Origin of the sequence: Sporosarcina sp. FSL K6-1540 (assembly GCF_038620285.1) — a bacterium.
GTDB lineage: Bacteria > Bacillota > Bacilli > Bacillales_A > Planococcaceae > Sporosarcina > Sporosarcina psychrophila.
This window is the reverse complement of the sequence record NZ_CP152018.1, coordinates 4,377,227-4,394,472: the sequence shown is the minus strand read 5'-3', so window position 1 is coordinate 4,394,472 and position 17,246 is coordinate 4,377,227. Positions and strand designations below refer to the sequence as shown.

The window sequence follows — 17,246 nt, the reverse complement described above, 5'->3', positions numbered from 1 at the left end:
ACAACCCGTAAATAACTTAATCAAACAGCAGACGCTTCATGTACATTATATTTGGATCGCTTTGGATTGAACGGCCTCTCTACGATTATCGAGATTTCTTGATGTTTAGAAATGTGACTTCATCGCATCCCTAAACATCTTTTTCGATAATCGTATGGTGCTTATTCATCCGTCGCTCTCCAAATGTATACGTACGCAAAGTGCTTAAACTTTTCGGAACGAAAGAATAGCGGAACTTTTTATTTGGATAATAGCCGCCAAAGATACAATTTTGGCGGCTGAAGTCTTCTCCATAGTCTTGTCTTTTTTAGTTAAGGAAGAGTCACTTTCTTATAGTACATCGCATGATAATACGCGTAATCTTTACTAAAAGTAAGCAAGGAACACCTTGTACAAAGTACTAGAGTGCCCGAAATTGTATCTTCGGGCACTTACAACCTTTATAAAGAGTCATCTACTCTTTTTTTCAAAAGTAGCTGTATTTTTCACTTAAACGTTGTAGCCGCACTCGCCCCTCGGTAAAGTTGTCATGACTATTTCGCTGAAAGCGGACCGGAAATGATCAAGTTAAAATGGCGTTTTTCAAGCCTTTCTTACCTGCTTTTTATGCAAGAAAATGGTTAATCAGCAGACGTGACATTAGCTAATTGTTTTATTTCAGCATAGTTTAATTACTGAAATAAAACTGATCTCCTACTAGGAGACTATATGAGTTGCCCGAATTATGTTAAAATAAAGACCAGTATAGTAAGTAAGGGGGAATGGATATGTCTACAGAAGAGAATTTCGTAGCTTTGCTAAAGAAAATGAGTGCATACTCAGAAGCCGTTTCAATCATGTATTGGGATATGCGTACGGGCGCACCGAAAAAAGGCATTCCGGCAAGATCGGAAGCGGTCGGTACATTGTCGACTGAACTATTTAAAATGAGTGTCTCAGAGGAAATGGGTGGCTATCTCGAGGAACTAGGCAATAGGAAGGACACACTTAACCCAATTTTGTTGAAAACAGTTGAAGAAGTAAAAAAAGAATATGACTTAAGCAAAAAAATTCCGGCGGAGGAGTACCGTGAATTTGTCGTTCTGACTTCTCAATCGGAATCAGCATGGGAAGAAGCGAAAGAGAAAGCTGATTTTGACATGTTCCTTCCATATCTTGAGAAAATCGTGGCAACGACTAAAAAGTTCATTGGCTATTGGGGAGAAAAAGATGGCAATCCGTACAATACATTGCTCGATCAATATGAACCGGGGATGACAACAGACATCATCGATGAAGTTTTCGGCCAATTGAAAGAGACAATCGTGCCACTTGTGAAGAAAATTTCAGAATCAGGTAACCAACCCGATACGTCATTTTTATTCAAAAAATTTCCGAAAGAAAATCAGAAAGCATTCAGTCATGAGATATTGAAGCAACTTGGTTATGACTTCGATGCAGGTCGATTGGATGAAACCGTTCATCCATTTGCCACTGGCATCAATATAGGGGATGTCCGAATTACGACGAAATACGATGAAAATGATTTCCGTTCTGCCGTTTTTGGAACAATTCATGAATGCGGACATGCACTTTACGAACAAAATATTGATTTAGAACTTGAAGGATTACCAGTAGCAGATGGTACTTCGATGGGGATTCATGAATCGCAGTCATTATTCTATGAACAGTTTGTCGGACATAATGAAAACTTTTGGACGTATAATTTTGATTTATTAAAGAGCCAATCACCTGAACAGTTTGAAGGCGTAGCGCTCGAAGATTTCCTTCGTGCAATCAATGTGTCAAAACCATCGCTTATACGGATTGAAGCAGATGAACTGACGTACCCACTTCACATTATGATTCGTTATGAAATTGAAAAAGGGATTTTTAACGGCGATTATGAAGTGGTAGACCTTCCTGAAATTTGGAATGATAAATATGAGGAATACCTGGGTATCCGTCCAAAAAATAACGGTGAAGGTATTTTACAAGACGTTCACTGGGCTGGCGGATCCTTCGGTTATTTCCCGTCATATGCACTTGGCTATATGTACGCAGCTCAATTGAAAGTGGCAATGTTAAAAGACCTACCTAATTTTGATGAACTTTGTGGAAATGGTGATTTTGGCCCGATTCTTGACTGGTTAACTGAACATGTTCACAAATACGGCAAGATGAAACAGCCACTTGAAATTATTAAAGATACGACAGGTGAAGGATTGAACGCCAAATATTTAGCAGATTACTTATCTGAAAAATACACGAAGTTATATAACTTATAAAAAAGTAAAAAACAGTCCCGTGAACCCGAAATAATCCAGGGAAGGGACTGTTTTTAGTGAACTTTAATTTTCATCAATTGTTAACAGGACAGTCAACATTCCGCCGCCGTCGATCTTGACTGGCAATTTAAATGCCTGTTTGAAACCATAAAATTTCGTTGTTCCCGTCATCACGGTAGGGGGGGAAATATCAAGGATGAGGCCGTCTTTTTCGAGTATTGTACATAAGTTTCCAGCAACCATATTGCCAAGCTCGCCTGTGAATGATTCAATCATTTCACCTTCGATTGACATGCCAAACATTGCTTGTCCAATCGTATTAATGGCGTCTAAAGATGCATCAATGATAAGCCTTCCTTTTATGCCTCCGACAAGTCCAATTAAGACGCTTATCTCTTTTTGTTCATACGGTTGAACTGTAATCGACGGAGCAAGGACATCCAATTTGACCGGAATAACAGTTGATAGTGAAGAGATTGTCCCATTTAAAATCATTTGTACATTCTTCGAAGTGCTCATTTTAGCTTCCGCCTTTCAAAAATATAACGATAGGTCGATTATATCATGACGAAAGGTAGAATAAACAAAAAACGACAAAATATGCACAGAAAAATTTGTTGATAATTCGAACGCCGATAAATGGTATGATAAAAAGAGCAATTGACGAAGGGATCGAAAGATAAATGCCAGAATTAGATAACTTATTACAACAAGCCGCGACATACGGCCTACTTTTCCAAAAAAATGATGATGAAGACCGCTTTAAGAAAACGGCGTTATTCGCCAAAAAACTCATAGATAAAGAATATACGATTGGATTTTCCGGTCATTTTTCCGCAGGTAAATCGTCGATGATCAATGCGCTAACAGGCCAAGACTTACTGCCGTCAAGCCCGATTCCGACAAGTGCTAACATTGTGAAAGTGCGGAAAACTGAAACGGATTTTGCTATTATCCATCATACGGACGGTACCGCAGTGAAATACGGCGGGCACGGATTTCCGGCTGCCGTTAAGTCGTTTAGTAAGGATGGTGCGGCCGTTTCACTCGTTGAAATTGGTCATACGGAATCGAATTTACCAGAAGGAATTACCGTTATGGATACACCCGGTGTGGACTCAACGGATGATGCACATCGTCTTTCGACAGAATCCGCACTGCATCTCGCGGATCTCGTCTTCTACACGATGGATTACAATCATGTGCAATCGGAATTGAATTTCCGTTTCACGAAAGAATTGATGCGTTACAACGATAACGTTTATTTGATTGTCAACCAAATTGATAAACACCGTGACAGTGAGTTACCATTTGTGGAGTTCAAAAAATCGGTTGAGGATTCATTTAAAATGTGGGGTGTCGTACCGAAAGGGATTTTTTATACCTCATTGAAAGATTTAACGCACCCGCATAATGATTTTAGTGCCGTGAAAGCGATTGTTGATGGGTCGATGGAAAACTGGCAAGAACGATTCGTCGACAATGCTGAGATGACGTTAGTAAAACTGAAGGATGAGCATAGCCAATTCTTGTCTGATGAAATCGTGGAACGAAAAAACACATTCTCCGAAATTGTTTCAGAAGATGAATGGACAAAGCAAGTTGAGCTTCAAGAAGAGGCTTTAGAATCTAAAAAAATGCTGAAGCTTCTCTCGGGGGATGCATTTTCTTTAACATTTGAAAAAGAACGAAATGACCTATTGCAAGGGGCGGCAATTACACCATATGAAACACGTGAACTGCTGAAAAACTATTTGGAATCGCTGTCGTCTAGATTTAAAGTTGGTATTTTGTTCGGTGCGAAAAAGACGGCAGAAGAAAAGGCACGAAGGAAAGATGCACTTGCTGACAATATGGGCAAACTTGTTCATGCCCAAATTGAAGTCCATCTAAAGACGCTTATGAAAAAATCGTTGAAAGAAGCGGGGATTTTAACGGATGAGCAATCACTAGTGATTGACGAAATCAACTTAACGATCCCATTTTCTGATATAGAAAAAGAGTTTAATGTATCTGATACCATAACTGGCGACACCGTCCTCAACTATTCTGAACGCATGAGAACAACGATTCAAGCCACGTTTAGGCGAATGACCGAGGATTGGAAACACGCAATGTCCGAAATTGCATTAGTAGCGGGGAATGACAACGCTGGTATTCTTGAACAAAAAGTGTACCGATTGGATGAGAAGTTACATGCAATCCAACAGGTCAGTGAAGTGGAAGTTCAATTGGCAAATCTCGAACATGAAATTATAGGCTCGACTGCGGAAGTCAATGCACTTCTTCAACAGTGGAAAGTACAGAAAACGCTACAATTAGTCGAATACAACGAAGCGGAAGAAGTACTTATCCTAGAGAATACCTCTGACCACACGGCAGAAGTCGAGCAAGTTCAGCGAGAAGTAGCTACTTTGGATTCAGATTCAGTGGTTAAGCACGCTATTCGTATCGCGAATTCGGTTGAAGCGATTCCAGGTTTTATGGAAACAGCAGACTACCTTCGAAAAAAAGCTGACCGACTAGATGGGCAAGAATTCACTGTTGCACTATTCGGTGCGTTTAGTGCAGGGAAATCATCTTTTTCCAATGCATTAATTGGTGAAAATGTCTTACCGGTTTCTCCAAATCCAACTACTGCAGCCATCAATCGAATACGTCCGATTTCAGTGGGAAAAGAAGATAAAACGGCCGATATTTTATTGAAAACAACAGACCGGATGACAGAAGATGTTTTCCGCTCTTTTGAAGCACTTGGTGTTGGCGCAACATCGTTGACTGATGCTTTTCAAAAAGCAGATGATGCACTAAATACAGAATTGACGGATGAGAGTCTCCATATCCATAAAGCATTTATTGCCGCATTCAAGAGAGGGTATCCTCTTTATCATGAAGCACTTGGCACAATTATTAAGGTCGGGCAGGAAGAATTCGTTAAATTTGTTGCTGAAGAAGACCGAAGCTGTTTCGTCGAATCAATCGACTTCTACTATGATTGTGAATTGACTAGGAAAGGAATCACCCTCGTTGACACACCAGGGGCCGACTCCATTAATGCGCGTCATACCGATGTTGCATTTGAATATATCCGAAATGCGGATGCGATTCTTTTCATCACGTATTATAATCATGCATTTGCGAGGGCAGACAGGGAGTTCCTAGTCCAGCTTGGTCGAGTGAAGGATGCTTTCGAGCTTGATAAGATGTTTTTTGTTGTCAATGCAATTGACCTTGCATCTGACGCGGAAGAGGCGGAAGCAGTTAAAACGTTCGTAGGGGATGAACTACGGAAGTTTGGTATCCGTAATCCTAGAGTTCATGGCATTTCAAGTTTGCAGGCACTCGAGGCGAAAGTGGATAATCGGATGGATCCATTTATGGCGCCTTTTGAAGAAGAATTCCATCATTTCCTTGAACACGATCTAAAAGGACTTGCTGTTCAGGCACTCGAAGAAGAGGCGTTAAAAACGATTGAACGACTCTCGTCACTTATTAGCCGGACAGAAACGAATCGAACTCGTAAGGCAGAAAGATTGGACGAATTGAACAAACTTGAAGGAGAAGTGCGTCAACATTTCGCACATAAGTTTACACAAGTGCTAACAAAAGCGACTCATGATGAACTAAGCGAACTTGTCTATTACATTTTACAACGTGTATTTTTACGTTTTGGTGATTTCTTCAAAGAGGCATACAGTCCATCTGTTTTCGTTAACAATTCAGCAGACCGGGCATTGAATGGTGCACTCGCTGAAACCGTGCAGATGATTGGATTTGATTTGACACAAGAGCTTAAGGTGACAAATTTACGGATGCTAAACTTCATGAAAAAGCAGTTGACAAATCGGCAGCGTTTAGAAATTTCGGGGTTATATGAAAAAGATAACTCCATAGCACCTTCACCGTATGAACCACAAGATGCTGATATGTTGTCTTTCGGAGCTCCATACACTGATTCTAATAAATATAGAAGTGTCAACCGATTGTTCAAAAATCAGAAAGCATTCTTCGAAAAGGGAGAGCGCGATATCTTGAAAGCACGACTGGAAGAATTATTGAAGACAGATGCATCAATCTATCTTGGGCTTGAAAAAGAACTGCTTGAAAAGTGGGCAGACCGTTGGATTGACAGTGAAGCGGAAGGGCTTAGACAGCACTTGTTGAAAGAGAGTTTGAATCAGATTGCCTCTGAGCGAACACTTCTTCAAGGAACGGAACAACTAAGCGAATGGCGTACAGTATATGAGAAACTACAAACTGAGGAGTGGGTTTGATTGGCTACCGTTTTTGTTTCGATAAAAGATATTGATCATGCTAAATTCAAATGGGTAGATACACGTTTTTCATTGCAAGATGCGGATGAAGGCAAGCAGAAATACACAAAAAGCCATGTAACAGGGGCAGTGTACTGGGATCTCGAACATGATTTGTCCGACATGACGAAATCAGAAGGAAGACATCCGATGCCAGAGAAGGCGACTTTGACCGAGCTCTTCAGAACGAGTGGACTTTCAATTGACGACCAAATCATCGTTTATGATGACGGTGGAAGCCCTTTTGCAACTCGTGCTTGGTGGCTATTGCAATATGCTGGGTTTAACAATTCATATATCGCACTTGAAGGATTCCAGACAATGAAAGAAGTGGGTTTACCTTTAGATAATCGTCCACCGGAGCCACTGAGGACTTCAGTTACTCCTCAGTGGGATGAAACAATCTATGCCCCTAGAGAGCACGTTGAAGAAATAGTGGCCGGTAAAACAGCGAGTGTCCTGCTAGATGCCCGCTCAGCAGAGAGATACCGGGGGGAGAAGGAACCAATCGACCCGATCGCTGGACGGATTCCAGGAGCGCTAAACTTTGACTGGGAGCAATTAAAAAAAGGAGGCACCTTCAATTTGGATGGTGCTGTAAGAGAGCAATTGCATACTGTGGTGGAACCGGCAGAAGAAGTAACGGTTTATTGTGGTAGCGGTGTAACAGCAGCCCCATTATATGCTTTACTCAAACACAATGGCTATGAGAAGGCCCGTCTGTATGTCGGAAGCTATAGCGACTGGATATCACAACAAGGGGTCAAAGTCGAAAAAGATTGACTTTCAGGAGGCTTATAAATGCATTATGCACTTCTTGGTGACATACATTCCTCTAAAGAGGATTTAGAAAAAGTACTCATGGATATTTCGGAGAAGTATCCGGAAGCAGTCCGTGTCGGGACGGGCGATCTGTTTGAATGCATAATTAGTAAAAAGAATATTACTGATCAGAAGTTTACGAAACTTAAAGACGTTATGATCATTCCAGAAGGGTTTACCGAGCTATTAACATTCTTGACGGTTAGCGGCAATCAGGAAGACCGAATAATGATGATTACAGAAACAGACGATCCGCTTCGAGAAAAACTGGGCACTATGCCGGAAATGCTGGACATTGCGACGGCTAAAATAATCCATGGTCATCAGTGGAAATGGGGCGGTGAACCGTGGGCGCTTATTCAAGCGGACGTGGATGAATCTCCCGTGTTTTATGGGCATAGTCATACGTCCAAATTATCCCGAAATGGTGTGAATGAAGCAATTGAATTTGGAATTCCATATGATGTAAGTGGTGACAAGGTCCTCGTGAATGTAGGGGCAGTCGTCATTGATCGAGAATGGGCGCTGTATAATGTATCGGAGAATACGGTTACTTTTATGAAAGCCTAACAAAAAAGACTGAACAGATAACTGTTCAGTCTTTTTTGTGAATTGCTTCTCGTGCAAGTGCGTCTGCAGCGCGGTTATCTACATCGGGAATCCATTTGATGAAAAAAAAGTCAAACGTGTCTGCAAACTCAAGTATTTTTTTCAAGTATTCTTTATATGCTTCATTTTTCACGAATTTCTTTTCCACGGCCATGACAACGATTTGGGAATCAGAACGAGCTGATACCATGCCAGTCGTCAGTTTGGATGTTTCTTCCAAGCCGCGTAACAGTGCTTGGAATTCGGCAGAATGATTATCCGTAGGTTCGATTTTTTCGGATAACTTTATTGCATGTCCCTCACCTTTTATGAAAATTCCAATACCACTTTTCCCGGGATTTCCTGCACTTGCGCCGTCTACGTACAACTCAATCATTTGATTTAGCACCTCGATTTAATTGGATTGTTGCACCAGTGTTCAAATAGTATTAGAATATATGAATCGTGTCTTTTGGGGGTAGTCATTATGAATAAAACAATCATTATGAATGAAATAGATGGAATTCTAGATGCCTATTGCGATGGCTGCTTCCTGAAAACACAGCTGTCAAAAGACAAAGGGAAGTCGGGATCACATAAGTTTTGTATTACCGTGTGTACGATCGGAGAGCAGCTTCGGTTTCTAGGCCAGGAAATGAATAAAAACACAAAATAATATCCCGCTGGAAATTGCATCAGCGGGATTTTGTGTTCGATCATTCATCTCCAAGTTTTAAGACATTCGCTGCCTGAGGACCGCGATTCCCTTCGATGATTTCGAAGGATACGGATTGTCCTTCATCAAGCGTTTTAAAGCCTTCAGATAGAATACCGGTAAAGTGGACAAACACATCTTCCCCGTCATCCGCTTCGATGAAACCATAGCCTTTATCATTACTGAACCATTTGACTTTTCCCTGGTACATGTATATTCCTCCTCGGCGATTCGATGTCCCATCCATTAGATACATGGATGCATCAACTATACATGAATCGACATTGTGCGTCAACGATATGCCTAAATATTCAGACGCATTTTCACATAAAAAATCTTTTTATAGGAGTGATTATATGATAAAAACGATTGAAAAATGCATGCAGATAGTCATTGGAATTTACAATAAGTTCGATGCAAGTCATGATTTCGCTCATATCCAACGCGTAATGAAAAATGCGGAAGAAATCTTGGTTCGGGAGCCTTCAGCGAATGAGGAAGTTGTCCGTCTTGCTGTTTTGTTGCATGATATCGAAGATGCTAAATATAAATCAGATGACAACCCATCCATCCTAGACATTTTACAGGAAATTGGTCTCGAAGATGAATTAACTAAGAAAGTAGTAGCGTGTATTGAAAGCGTGTCATTCAGTGGTGGTAATGCGAAGGACATCACGTCCATCGATGGAGCCATTGTGCGCGATGCAGACCGGCTTGATGCAATCGGTGCTATTGGGATTGCACGCACATTTGCGTTCGGCGGTGCAAGGGGAAGGAAGCTATACGATACAGACGAGATGGTTCGTGTTAATATGTCTGAAACAGAATACCGTAGCAAGGAAACGGCATCAGTTACACATTTCTATGAAAAGTTGTTGCTGTTAAAAGAGTTGATGGTGACAGAAGAAGGGAAGCGGCTCGCGGAGCAACGACATGACTATATGGAAGGTTTTTTGAAACAATTAGATCGTGAAATCGGTTCTTAATGATAATGAAAATGTAACCCCTTGTTCAATAAGAGACAAGGGGTTTTTGAATGATTTCAGTTGGCATGTTTTAGTAATTCTTTCTCAATGATTGCCTGGAGTTGATCAGTGCCGATTGCACCGCTAGAGAACGCTTTGCTTTTAACCCAAAATACGGTCCTCATCATTGTGCATCAGTCAATCGAAATTCGATGTATGGCCGATTGTCACCTAAAATTAAACGTTCTTATGCGAGGGACTATTCACACTCATATTCACGGTCATGATTACATGTGACTGAACACTTGAAAAACTATCCTCTAAGAATAAAAATACTGGGTGAACATCGCCGTGTAAACCACTACCATTTTTTGAAGTCGCATTGTACAAATCACTGTTTTTCAACCGGCTAATTTCGGAGCCTATACTATCCATATAATCAGGTTGACCCAAAGGATATAAATTGAACTTAGCGGAAACATATTGTTGAAATGGAGCGTATGATTCTTGATTAATACGGAATTTTTGTTCGGAAGGTTCATGGAATTCATGAACTACCGAAGGACATCCCGAGGAAAACGTACCATTGAATGCTATATGAGTTCCACTTTTTGAGGCGTGAATTATCATCGCTTTCACAGCGTCAAAGACAGCTTCCTGCTCGCCAATCATAGTTGAAGCTACGTCGTCTGTAGACATTGTCACATTTGAAGTGTTGACTCCTTGGAGTGCACCTTTTATGATTTCGATAAAGTTGTTAGTCATCGGATGGATGGAAAATTGGAGAGTGATCAAATTTTTTTTCATTTCAACGTCCCCCTTATTGGTCAAATTGACATTTGTACCTGTTATTTTTTATAGTATCAAAGTGGTAAAATATATATAATTATTCCCTTAGAAATACGAATTTGAATAAAATAAAACCACTTGACACCAAATTCATTGGTGGCAGGTGGTTTAGTCTTTCATCTGAATTTTTTCACGTTAGGATAGATTAAAATTCAAGCTGTTTTGCAATATAATCTTTCACTTCTGAAATAGGCATACGTGTTTGTTCCATTGAATCGCGGTGACGAACTGTCACTTGACGATCTTCTTCGGAATCAAAATCATACGTAATACAAAATGGTGTTCCAATTTCATCTTGACGACGGTAGCGTCTACCGATTGATTGTGCATCATCGTATTGAACGTTGAAATGTTTACGCAGTTCCGCATAGACTTCATCTGCGCCTTCCGCGAGTTTTTTCGATAATGGCAGAATCGCAGCTTTTACCGGTGCAAGCGCTGGGTGGAAACGAAGAACAGTACGTTTGTCGTCGCCTTCTAGCTCTTCTTCATCAAATGCATCGCATAGGAACGCAAGTGTCACACGGTCCGCACCAAGTGAAGGTTCGATACAATAAGGTACAAATTTCTCGTTTGTGATAGGGTCTAGGTAGTTGAAATCCTCACCGGAATGTTCCATATGACGTTTCAAATCGAAATCAGTACGGTTCGCAATGCCCCATAGTTCACCCCAACCAAACGGGAATTTGTACTCGATGTCAACAGTTCCTTTTGAGTAATGCGAAAGTTCGTCTTCATCGTGTTCACGTAAGCGCATATTGCCTTCTGTCAAACCAAGGTTCAATAACCATTGTTTTGAGAATTCACGCCAGAAAGCATACCATTCCATATCTTCGCCAGGCTTACAGAAGAATTCAAGTTCCATCTGTTCGAACTCACGCGTACGGAATGTGAAGTTTCCAGGTGTAATTTCATTCCGGAAGCTTTTTCCGATTTGTCCAATACCAAATGGCATTTTCTTTCTCATCGAACGCTGTACGTTTTTGAAGTTTACGAAGATACCTTGTGCAGTTTCAGGGCGAAGGAAAATTTCATTCGCTGATGAATCTGTAACACCTTGTGATGTTTTAAACATTAAGTTGAACTGACGAATATCTGTATAGTCCATAGCGCTACAAGTAGGGCAGACAACGTTATGTTCGTTGATAAGTTCTGCCATTTTATCGAAAGATAGACCATCGACAACCATTTCGATACCTTTTGCATCAAGTGCATCTTCAATTAGTTTGTCAGCACGATGACGTGTGTTACATTTTTTACAGTCAATCATCGGATCGTTGAAGTTTCCGATATGACCTGAAGCTTCCCATACTTTCGGGTTCATGAGGATAGCCGCGTCAAGACCGACGTTATACGGCGATTCTTGAATGAATTTCTGCCACCAAGCTTTTTTGATATTATTTTTTAATTCAATCCCAAGTGGGCCATAATCCCACGTATTTGCAAGACCTCCGTAAATATCAGAGCCTGGGAAAACAAAACCTCTTTGCTTTGCTAAGTTAACGACTTGTTCCATTGACATAATAAATCCCTCCAATTATTAATCAAATACGCCTTGGCGGATTTGCGTCCAGATTTTGAATTGAGCTTGCTCAAATAATTCCCCTCAAAATCTGTGACATCCGCCGGAGGCTTTAATTTTGTTCAGCGGGGGCTTATGCTGAAACAAATTAAAAAGCACCCATCCCTGGACATATGTCCAGGGACGAGTGCATGATTACCCGCGGTTCCACCCTAATTGGCTGACGAACAGCCCTCTTTAATAGTGCATTAGCTCCAGGTTGCCGTTTCATGTCGGTACGGGCTTTCACTATCCCCGCTCGCTTCAATTTGACATTACTCATAGACCTATCTTCGCCTATTCAATTCTAACTTAGTTTAGCATGGTTCCGATTTCTTCGCAATAGCTCGCGTCTTCGTATATAATAATCAAGGATAAACAATTGAACGCTTAGGGCGGTGACATATATGGAACTGAATAAGCGTCAGACGGAAATCTTTGAAATCGTTAAAGCAGATGGCCCAATTACTGGCGAACAGATCGCGGAGCGGCTTAAGCTAGCGAGGGCTACAATCCGTCCTGACTTAGCTATTTTAACAATGGCTGGCTTTTTGGATGCAAGACCTCGAGTAGGCTATTTTTATTCGGGAAAAAGACCTGCCCAATCAGTTGCTGACAGTATGACCGGCATGAGGGTGCGTGATTTTCAGTCAATTCCGGTCGTTGTGGAAGAAAATATTTCGGTTTATGATGCAATTTGTCAAATGTTCCTAGAAGATGTTGGGACATTATTCGTCGTCGATCAATCTTCATTTCTTACCGGAGTTCTTTCGAGGAAAGACTTACTAAGAACGAGTCTTGGGAACAATGAATTGGAGAAAATTCCGGTCCATGTCATTATGACGAGAATGCCAAATATTACGTATTGTGATAAGCAGGATACGCTCCTTCATGCGGCGAAGAAAATGATAGACCAGCAAATTGATTCGCTACCTGTTGTCGTTGACAATGGGGAAGGGCTTGAAGTTGTTGGTAGGGTAACCAAAACCAATATTACTGCAGCCTTCCTATCACTTGCGGATGATCACGAATTATGAGGGGGATACTATGAAGAAGCTAATTTTGTTCATCGTTTCTGACTCAGTCGGTGAAACGGCCGACCTTGTTGCAAAAGCAGCGGCAAGTCAATTCAGACAAGGGCTAGAAACCGTATTAATTAAAAGGTTTTCACATGTAGAGGATGAATCGCAACTTGATGAAATCGTCTATTTAGCGAAACAGCAAAATGCAATCATTATCTATACGCTTGTGAAAAGTGCAATGTGTCAAAAACTAAAGCAAGAATGTCGAATTAAAGAAATTCAGTGCATCGATCTCCTTGGGCCAATTATCGAACGGATAGGTATGGAACTTGGTGAAAAGCCATTAGAAGAACCTGGACTTGTGCGGCAACTTGATGAAGATTATTTCAAAAAAATTGAAGCAATTGAATTCGCCGTTAAATATGACGATGGTAGGGATCCGCGAGGTATTTTGAGAGCAGATATTGTTCTAGTAGGTGTTTCAAGAACGTCGAAAACACCCTTATCGCAGTACCTTGCACATAAACGTTTTAAAGTGGCGAATGTTCCACTAGTACCTGAAGTCGAGCCGCCGGAAGAACTATTTATGATTGACCCAGCTAAATGTTACGGACTTGTTATCTCTGCGGAAAAACTAAACTTCATCCGCAGAGAACGTCTCATCGCACTTGGTTTAAAAGATGATGCGAATTATGCGCGAGTTGAGCGGATTGAAGCTGAAATTACGCATTTTAATAATGTCGTCTCGAAAATCGGTTGCAATGTTATCGATGTAACAAACCGGGCTGTAGAGGAAACTGCAAATGTTATACTAAGTGAGCTTACGAATCGTCATTCGTAAGCAAGAAGTGGGAGTTACTGTTAATCCTGAGGTGGAAGGGTATTCATAATCAGGACACAGTGATGTAGAAGGACCGACCGCTAATACGGGTTGGTTCTTCTTTTGCGGATGAAGAATTTTTTTTTGAAATATGAGGTTCATATAGAGATAAAGCTTTACTATTAGTGTAGTATGAAAGATTCCGAGCATAATCGAAAATATTTTGTCGAAAATGAAGGGTTTTTGAATACTATCTCGAATTTAATCTTGATAGAGTGGTTGGTGATAGGATGACGAGAATACCAGAAGAGACTATAGAAGCCGTCCGATCAAAGACTGATATTGTAGATTTAATTGGAGAATATGTGCAACTTACAAAAAGAGGAAAGAACTGGTTCGGGCTTTGCCCGTTTCACGATGAAAGTTCACCTTCTTTCTCAGTTACAGAAGATAAACAACTCTTCCATTGTTTCGGATGTGGCGCTAGTGGAAATGCGATTACCTTCATTATGGATATTGAAAATAGCCCTTTCACCGAAGCCGTTGTAAAGCTCGCTGAACGAACTGGTATTGAAATCGATGCTACAGTGGGTGAAGGATCCGGAGCAAAGCAGCATAATGAATTTAAATCTATGATTGAAGCGCATGCTCTTGCTGCAAACTTTTATAGTCATCTACTCCTAAACACTGTAGAAGGTGAAGAAGCACTAGAATATCTTGAAAAAAGAGGGTTTACGAGAGAGAGTATCGAAAAATATGGAATCGGGTGGTCGCTAAATGATAATGAAGCGCTGTCGGGTCTACTAAAGCGTAAGAGTTTCGATATGAGGGATATGGAACGTGCTGGGCTTTGCATCATGAAAGACGATGGGACTGGCTATTTTGACAGATTTCGAGCACGTATCATGTTCCCGCTTCATGACGACAATGGTAACGTTGTAGCATTTTCTGGACGTATACTTACCGGTTCAAAACAGGAAGCCAAATACCTAAATAGTCCCGAAACCCCAATATTCGAAAAGAGTCATATTCTGTACAATTTTCACAATGCACGTCTTAACGTCCGGAAAACGGGTAAAGTAATACTGTTTGAAGGATTTATGGACACGATATCGGCTGATCGTGCTGGTGTGACGAATAGTGTTGCCGTAATGGGCACATCTTTATCAGATACACATCTGCTGAAATTAAAAAGAATTGCTAAAGATCTTATCATTTGCTGTGACGGAGATGATGCTGGATGGGAAGCGGCAAAACGATTCGCAGACATGGCCACCCAAAAAGGGTTGGATGTTAAAATCGCGTTGTTGCCTGGAAAGATGGACCCCGATGACTACATCACAGAGCATGGCGGTGATGCATTTCGCGAAAAGGTCATCGGTAATCCCCATTCATTCATGTCATTCATAATGGCATATGCAAAGCGATCAAAGAACCTATCTTATGAAAACGATGTGTTGCAATATATCCATGAAGTATTGGAAGAATTAGCGAAGCGTTCATCGCCAGTAGAGCGGGATCTTTATTTCCGGCAGCTTTCAACCGTGACTGGTGTATCAATCGAAGCCATTAATCAGCAGTTTATAAAAATGGCGGGACATCAAGCGAAGAAAGCAAAAACAGAACCAAAGCATGGGGAAACTATGCGTCCTCAACCTACTGTTCCAATCAGAAAGAAGACCGGTACTGAGCGTGCAGAGCGATTGTTGCTCTTTCACCTGTTAAGTGATGGGGAATTGTTTGATCGAATACGATTGGACAAGCAAAACCTGTTCGTTCGAGAAGATTATGTTGCCATCTTCATTCGGCTCGCTGGGTTTTATGAACAACACGGAATACCTGATTTCCACAGGTTTGCGGAATCGTTGGAAGACCGAGAACTTAGAAAAATTGTATTAGAATCTGCAATGGTGGAAAGAGATCCTGAACACGCTGCGGAAGAAATAGCTGATTGTATCAGTCACCTTGAAAAATATAAAATTAGTTTGACAATCCATGCAAAGATCCATGAATCGAAAGAAGCAGAAAAAATAAATGATCATACCCGGGCGCTGGAGCTGGCCAGGGAAATTATACAGCTCCGGAAATCATTGACGACATTGTAGTCGTTTTCCGGTGTACTTAGGAGGAACGGGTAAGATGAGCAAAAAAGAACAAACAGAAGATATGGAAATTGAAATGACTGTTGAAGAAGTGAAGGCAAACCTGTTGGAGGCCGGAAAGAAAACAGGTGAACTTACGCTCGATGAGGTAACTGAGAAGTTATCTGTGTTTGAAATGGAACCTGAACAGTTCGAAGAATTCCTTGATTTGATTGAAGTACAAGGAATTGAAATGGACCGCAAAGCCGATGAAGAAGCCGGCGATGAGGGGAAAGTAGTGGCAGAAGAAAAGTTCGATTTGAATGACCTCAGTGTCCCACCAGGTGTTAAAATCAACGATCCTGTAAGAATGTACTTGAAAGAAATTGGGCGTGTTGATTTACTGACAGGTGCGGAGGAAGTTGAACTTGCAATTCGCATCCTGGATGGCGATGAAGAGGCGAAAAAGAGGCTTGCAGAAGCCAACTTGCGTCTAGTCGTAAGTATTGCAAAGCGGTATGTCGGACGTGGCATGCTGTTCCTTGATTTAATTCAAGAAGGAAACATGGGGCTCATTAAAGCAGTCGAGAAATTCGACCATACGAAAGGCTTCAAGTTCAGTACGTACGCAACGTGGTGGATACGTCAGGCAATCACCCGTGCAATCGCGGACCAAGCCCGTACAATCCGGATTCCAGTTCATATGGTTGAAACCATCAATAAGTTGATTCGTGTTCAGCGTCAATTACTACAGGATCTTGGTCGTGAACCATCTCCAGAGGAAATTGGAGAAGAAATGGATTTAACTGCTGAAAAAGTACGTGAAATCCTAAAAATTGCACAAGAACCTGTATCACTTGAAACGCCAATTGGGGAAGAAGATGATTCTCACCTCGGTGACTTCATAGAAGACTCAGAGGCTCAGTCACCGTCTGATCATGCAGCATATGAGTTATTGAAAGAACAACTGGAAGACGTACTCGATACGTTGACAGACAGGGAAGAAAACGTGCTTCGTCTGCGTTTTGGTCTTGATGATGGTCGTACAAGAACACTTGAAGAAGTCGGTAAAGTGTTTGGCGTAACCCGTGAACGAATTCGTCAAATCGAGGCAAAAGCATTACGCAAACTGCGTCACCCATCTAGAAGTAAACGACTAAAAGACTTTCTTGAATAAAAAAGGGCATCGGCATAATTTGTGCCGATGCTTTTTTCACTGTTAAGCAACAGGGCAGCTGATTGG

General features: G+C 41.2%; 15 protein-coding genes. 10 read left to right on the top strand and 5 right to left on the bottom strand.

Features of this window, described 5'->3' with window-relative positions:
• Positions 1-767: 767 nt before the first annotated feature.
• Positions 768-2,267, top strand: a complete 1,500-nt coding sequence (locus MKY15_RS21140) for a carboxypeptidase M32 (RefSeq protein ID WP_338656396.1) — start codon at positions 768-770, stop codon at positions 2,265-2,267.
• Positions 2,268-2,330: 63 nt separating this feature from the next.
• Here MKY15_RS21140 and MKY15_RS21135 read toward each other — a convergent pair whose 3' ends face one another.
• On the bottom strand, positions 2,331-2,786 hold the full coding sequence (locus MKY15_RS21135) for a chemotaxis protein CheX (protein ID WP_067210278.1): 456 nt from the start codon (positions 2,784-2,786) through the stop codon (positions 2,331-2,333).
• A gap of 164 nt (positions 2,787-2,950) precedes the next feature.
• On the opposite strand from MKY15_RS21135, the gene MKY15_RS21130 reads away from it, so the two are divergent.
• Genes MKY15_RS21130 through MKY15_RS21120 form a run of 3 tightly spaced genes read left to right on the top strand, consistent with a single transcriptional unit; the run spans position 2,951 to position 7,972 of the window.
• Positions 2,951-6,541: a dynamin family protein gene (locus MKY15_RS21130; RefSeq protein ID WP_342538518.1), complete on the top strand. Its 3,591-nt coding sequence runs from the start codon at positions 2,951-2,953 to the stop codon at positions 6,539-6,541.
• Entirely contained in the window at positions 6,542-7,363 is an 822-nt protein-coding gene (locus MKY15_RS21125) for a sulfurtransferase (protein ID WP_342538517.1), read from the top strand.
• An 18-nt stretch (positions 7,364-7,381) separates the two neighbouring features.
• Positions 7,382-7,972, top strand: coding sequence for a metallophosphoesterase family protein (locus tag MKY15_RS21120; protein ID WP_342538516.1), 591 nt, complete (start codon positions 7,382-7,384; stop codon positions 7,970-7,972).
• 25 nt (positions 7,973-7,997) lie between these two features.
• Here MKY15_RS21120 and MKY15_RS21115 read toward each other — a convergent pair whose 3' ends face one another.
• The gene (locus MKY15_RS21115) at positions 7,998-8,387 is read right to left on the bottom strand and encodes a ribonuclease HI family protein (protein WP_067210269.1); all 390 of its coding nucleotides are present in this window, start codon (positions 8,385-8,387) and stop codon (positions 7,998-8,000) included.
• Positions 8,388-8,477: 90 nt separating this feature from the next.
• On the opposite strand from MKY15_RS21115, the gene MKY15_RS21110 reads away from it, so the two are divergent.
• Positions 8,478-8,666, top strand: coding sequence for a zinc-finger domain-containing protein (locus MKY15_RS21110; RefSeq protein WP_067210267.1), 189 nt, complete (start codon positions 8,478-8,480; stop codon positions 8,664-8,666).
• A 40-nt stretch (positions 8,667-8,706) separates the two neighbouring features.
• Here the strand turns inward: MKY15_RS21110 and MKY15_RS21105 are convergent, their stop codons facing one another.
• Positions 8,707-8,916: a cold shock domain-containing protein gene (locus tag MKY15_RS21105; RefSeq protein ID WP_067210265.1), complete on the bottom strand. Its 210-nt coding sequence runs from the start codon at positions 8,914-8,916 to the stop codon at positions 8,707-8,709.
• Between the two features lie 145 nt (positions 8,917-9,061).
• Between MKY15_RS21105 and MKY15_RS21100 the strand changes: the two genes are divergently transcribed.
• The gene (locus tag MKY15_RS21100; protein ID WP_067210263.1) at positions 9,062-9,691 is read left to right on the top strand and encodes an HD domain-containing protein; all 630 of its coding nucleotides are present in this window, start codon (positions 9,062-9,064) and stop codon (positions 9,689-9,691) included.
• Positions 9,692-9,907: 216 nt separating this feature from the next.
• On the opposite strand, the gene MKY15_RS21095 is transcribed toward MKY15_RS21100, so the two are convergent.
• Positions 9,908-10,477: a YkoF family thiamine/hydroxymethylpyrimidine-binding protein gene (locus MKY15_RS21095; protein WP_067210260.1), complete on the bottom strand. Its 570-nt coding sequence runs from the start codon at positions 10,475-10,477 to the stop codon at positions 9,908-9,910.
• Positions 10,478-10,664: 187 nt separating this feature from the next.
• Positions 10,665-12,044 carry a glycine--tRNA ligase gene (locus MKY15_RS21090; RefSeq protein ID WP_187047908.1) on the bottom strand — a complete coding sequence of 460 codons (1,380 nt, stop codon included), beginning with the start codon at positions 12,042-12,044 and terminating at the stop codon, positions 10,665-10,667.
• Between the two features lie 434 nt (positions 12,045-12,478).
• Here MKY15_RS21090 and MKY15_RS21085 point away from each other — a divergent pair, with 434 nt between their 5' ends.
• The 4 genes from MKY15_RS21085 to rpoD all read left to right on the top strand — a co-directional run bounded on the left by MKY15_RS21085 (position 12,479) and on the right by rpoD (position 17,180).
• Positions 12,479-13,117 (top strand): helix-turn-helix transcriptional regulator, encoded by a 639-nt coding sequence (locus tag MKY15_RS21085; RefSeq protein WP_067210255.1) that lies wholly within the window; start codon positions 12,479-12,481, stop codon positions 13,115-13,117.
• 10 nt (positions 13,118-13,127) lie between these two features.
• A complete protein-coding gene (locus tag MKY15_RS21080) occupies positions 13,128-13,943 on the top strand; it encodes a pyruvate, water dikinase regulatory protein (protein ID WP_067210252.1) in 816 nt (271 codons plus the stop codon).
• A 269-nt stretch (positions 13,944-14,212) separates the two neighbouring features.
• Positions 14,213-16,027, top strand: a complete 1,815-nt coding sequence (dnaG, locus tag MKY15_RS21075) for a DNA primase (RefSeq protein WP_067210250.1) — start codon at positions 14,213-14,215, stop codon at positions 16,025-16,027.
• Positions 16,028-16,061: 34 nt separating this feature from the next.
• Complete coding sequence (rpoD, locus tag MKY15_RS21070; RefSeq protein ID WP_067210248.1) at positions 16,062-17,180, top strand: RNA polymerase sigma factor RpoD; 1,119 nt, start codon at positions 16,062-16,064, stop codon at positions 17,178-17,180.
• Positions 17,181-17,246: the final 66 nt, after the last annotated feature.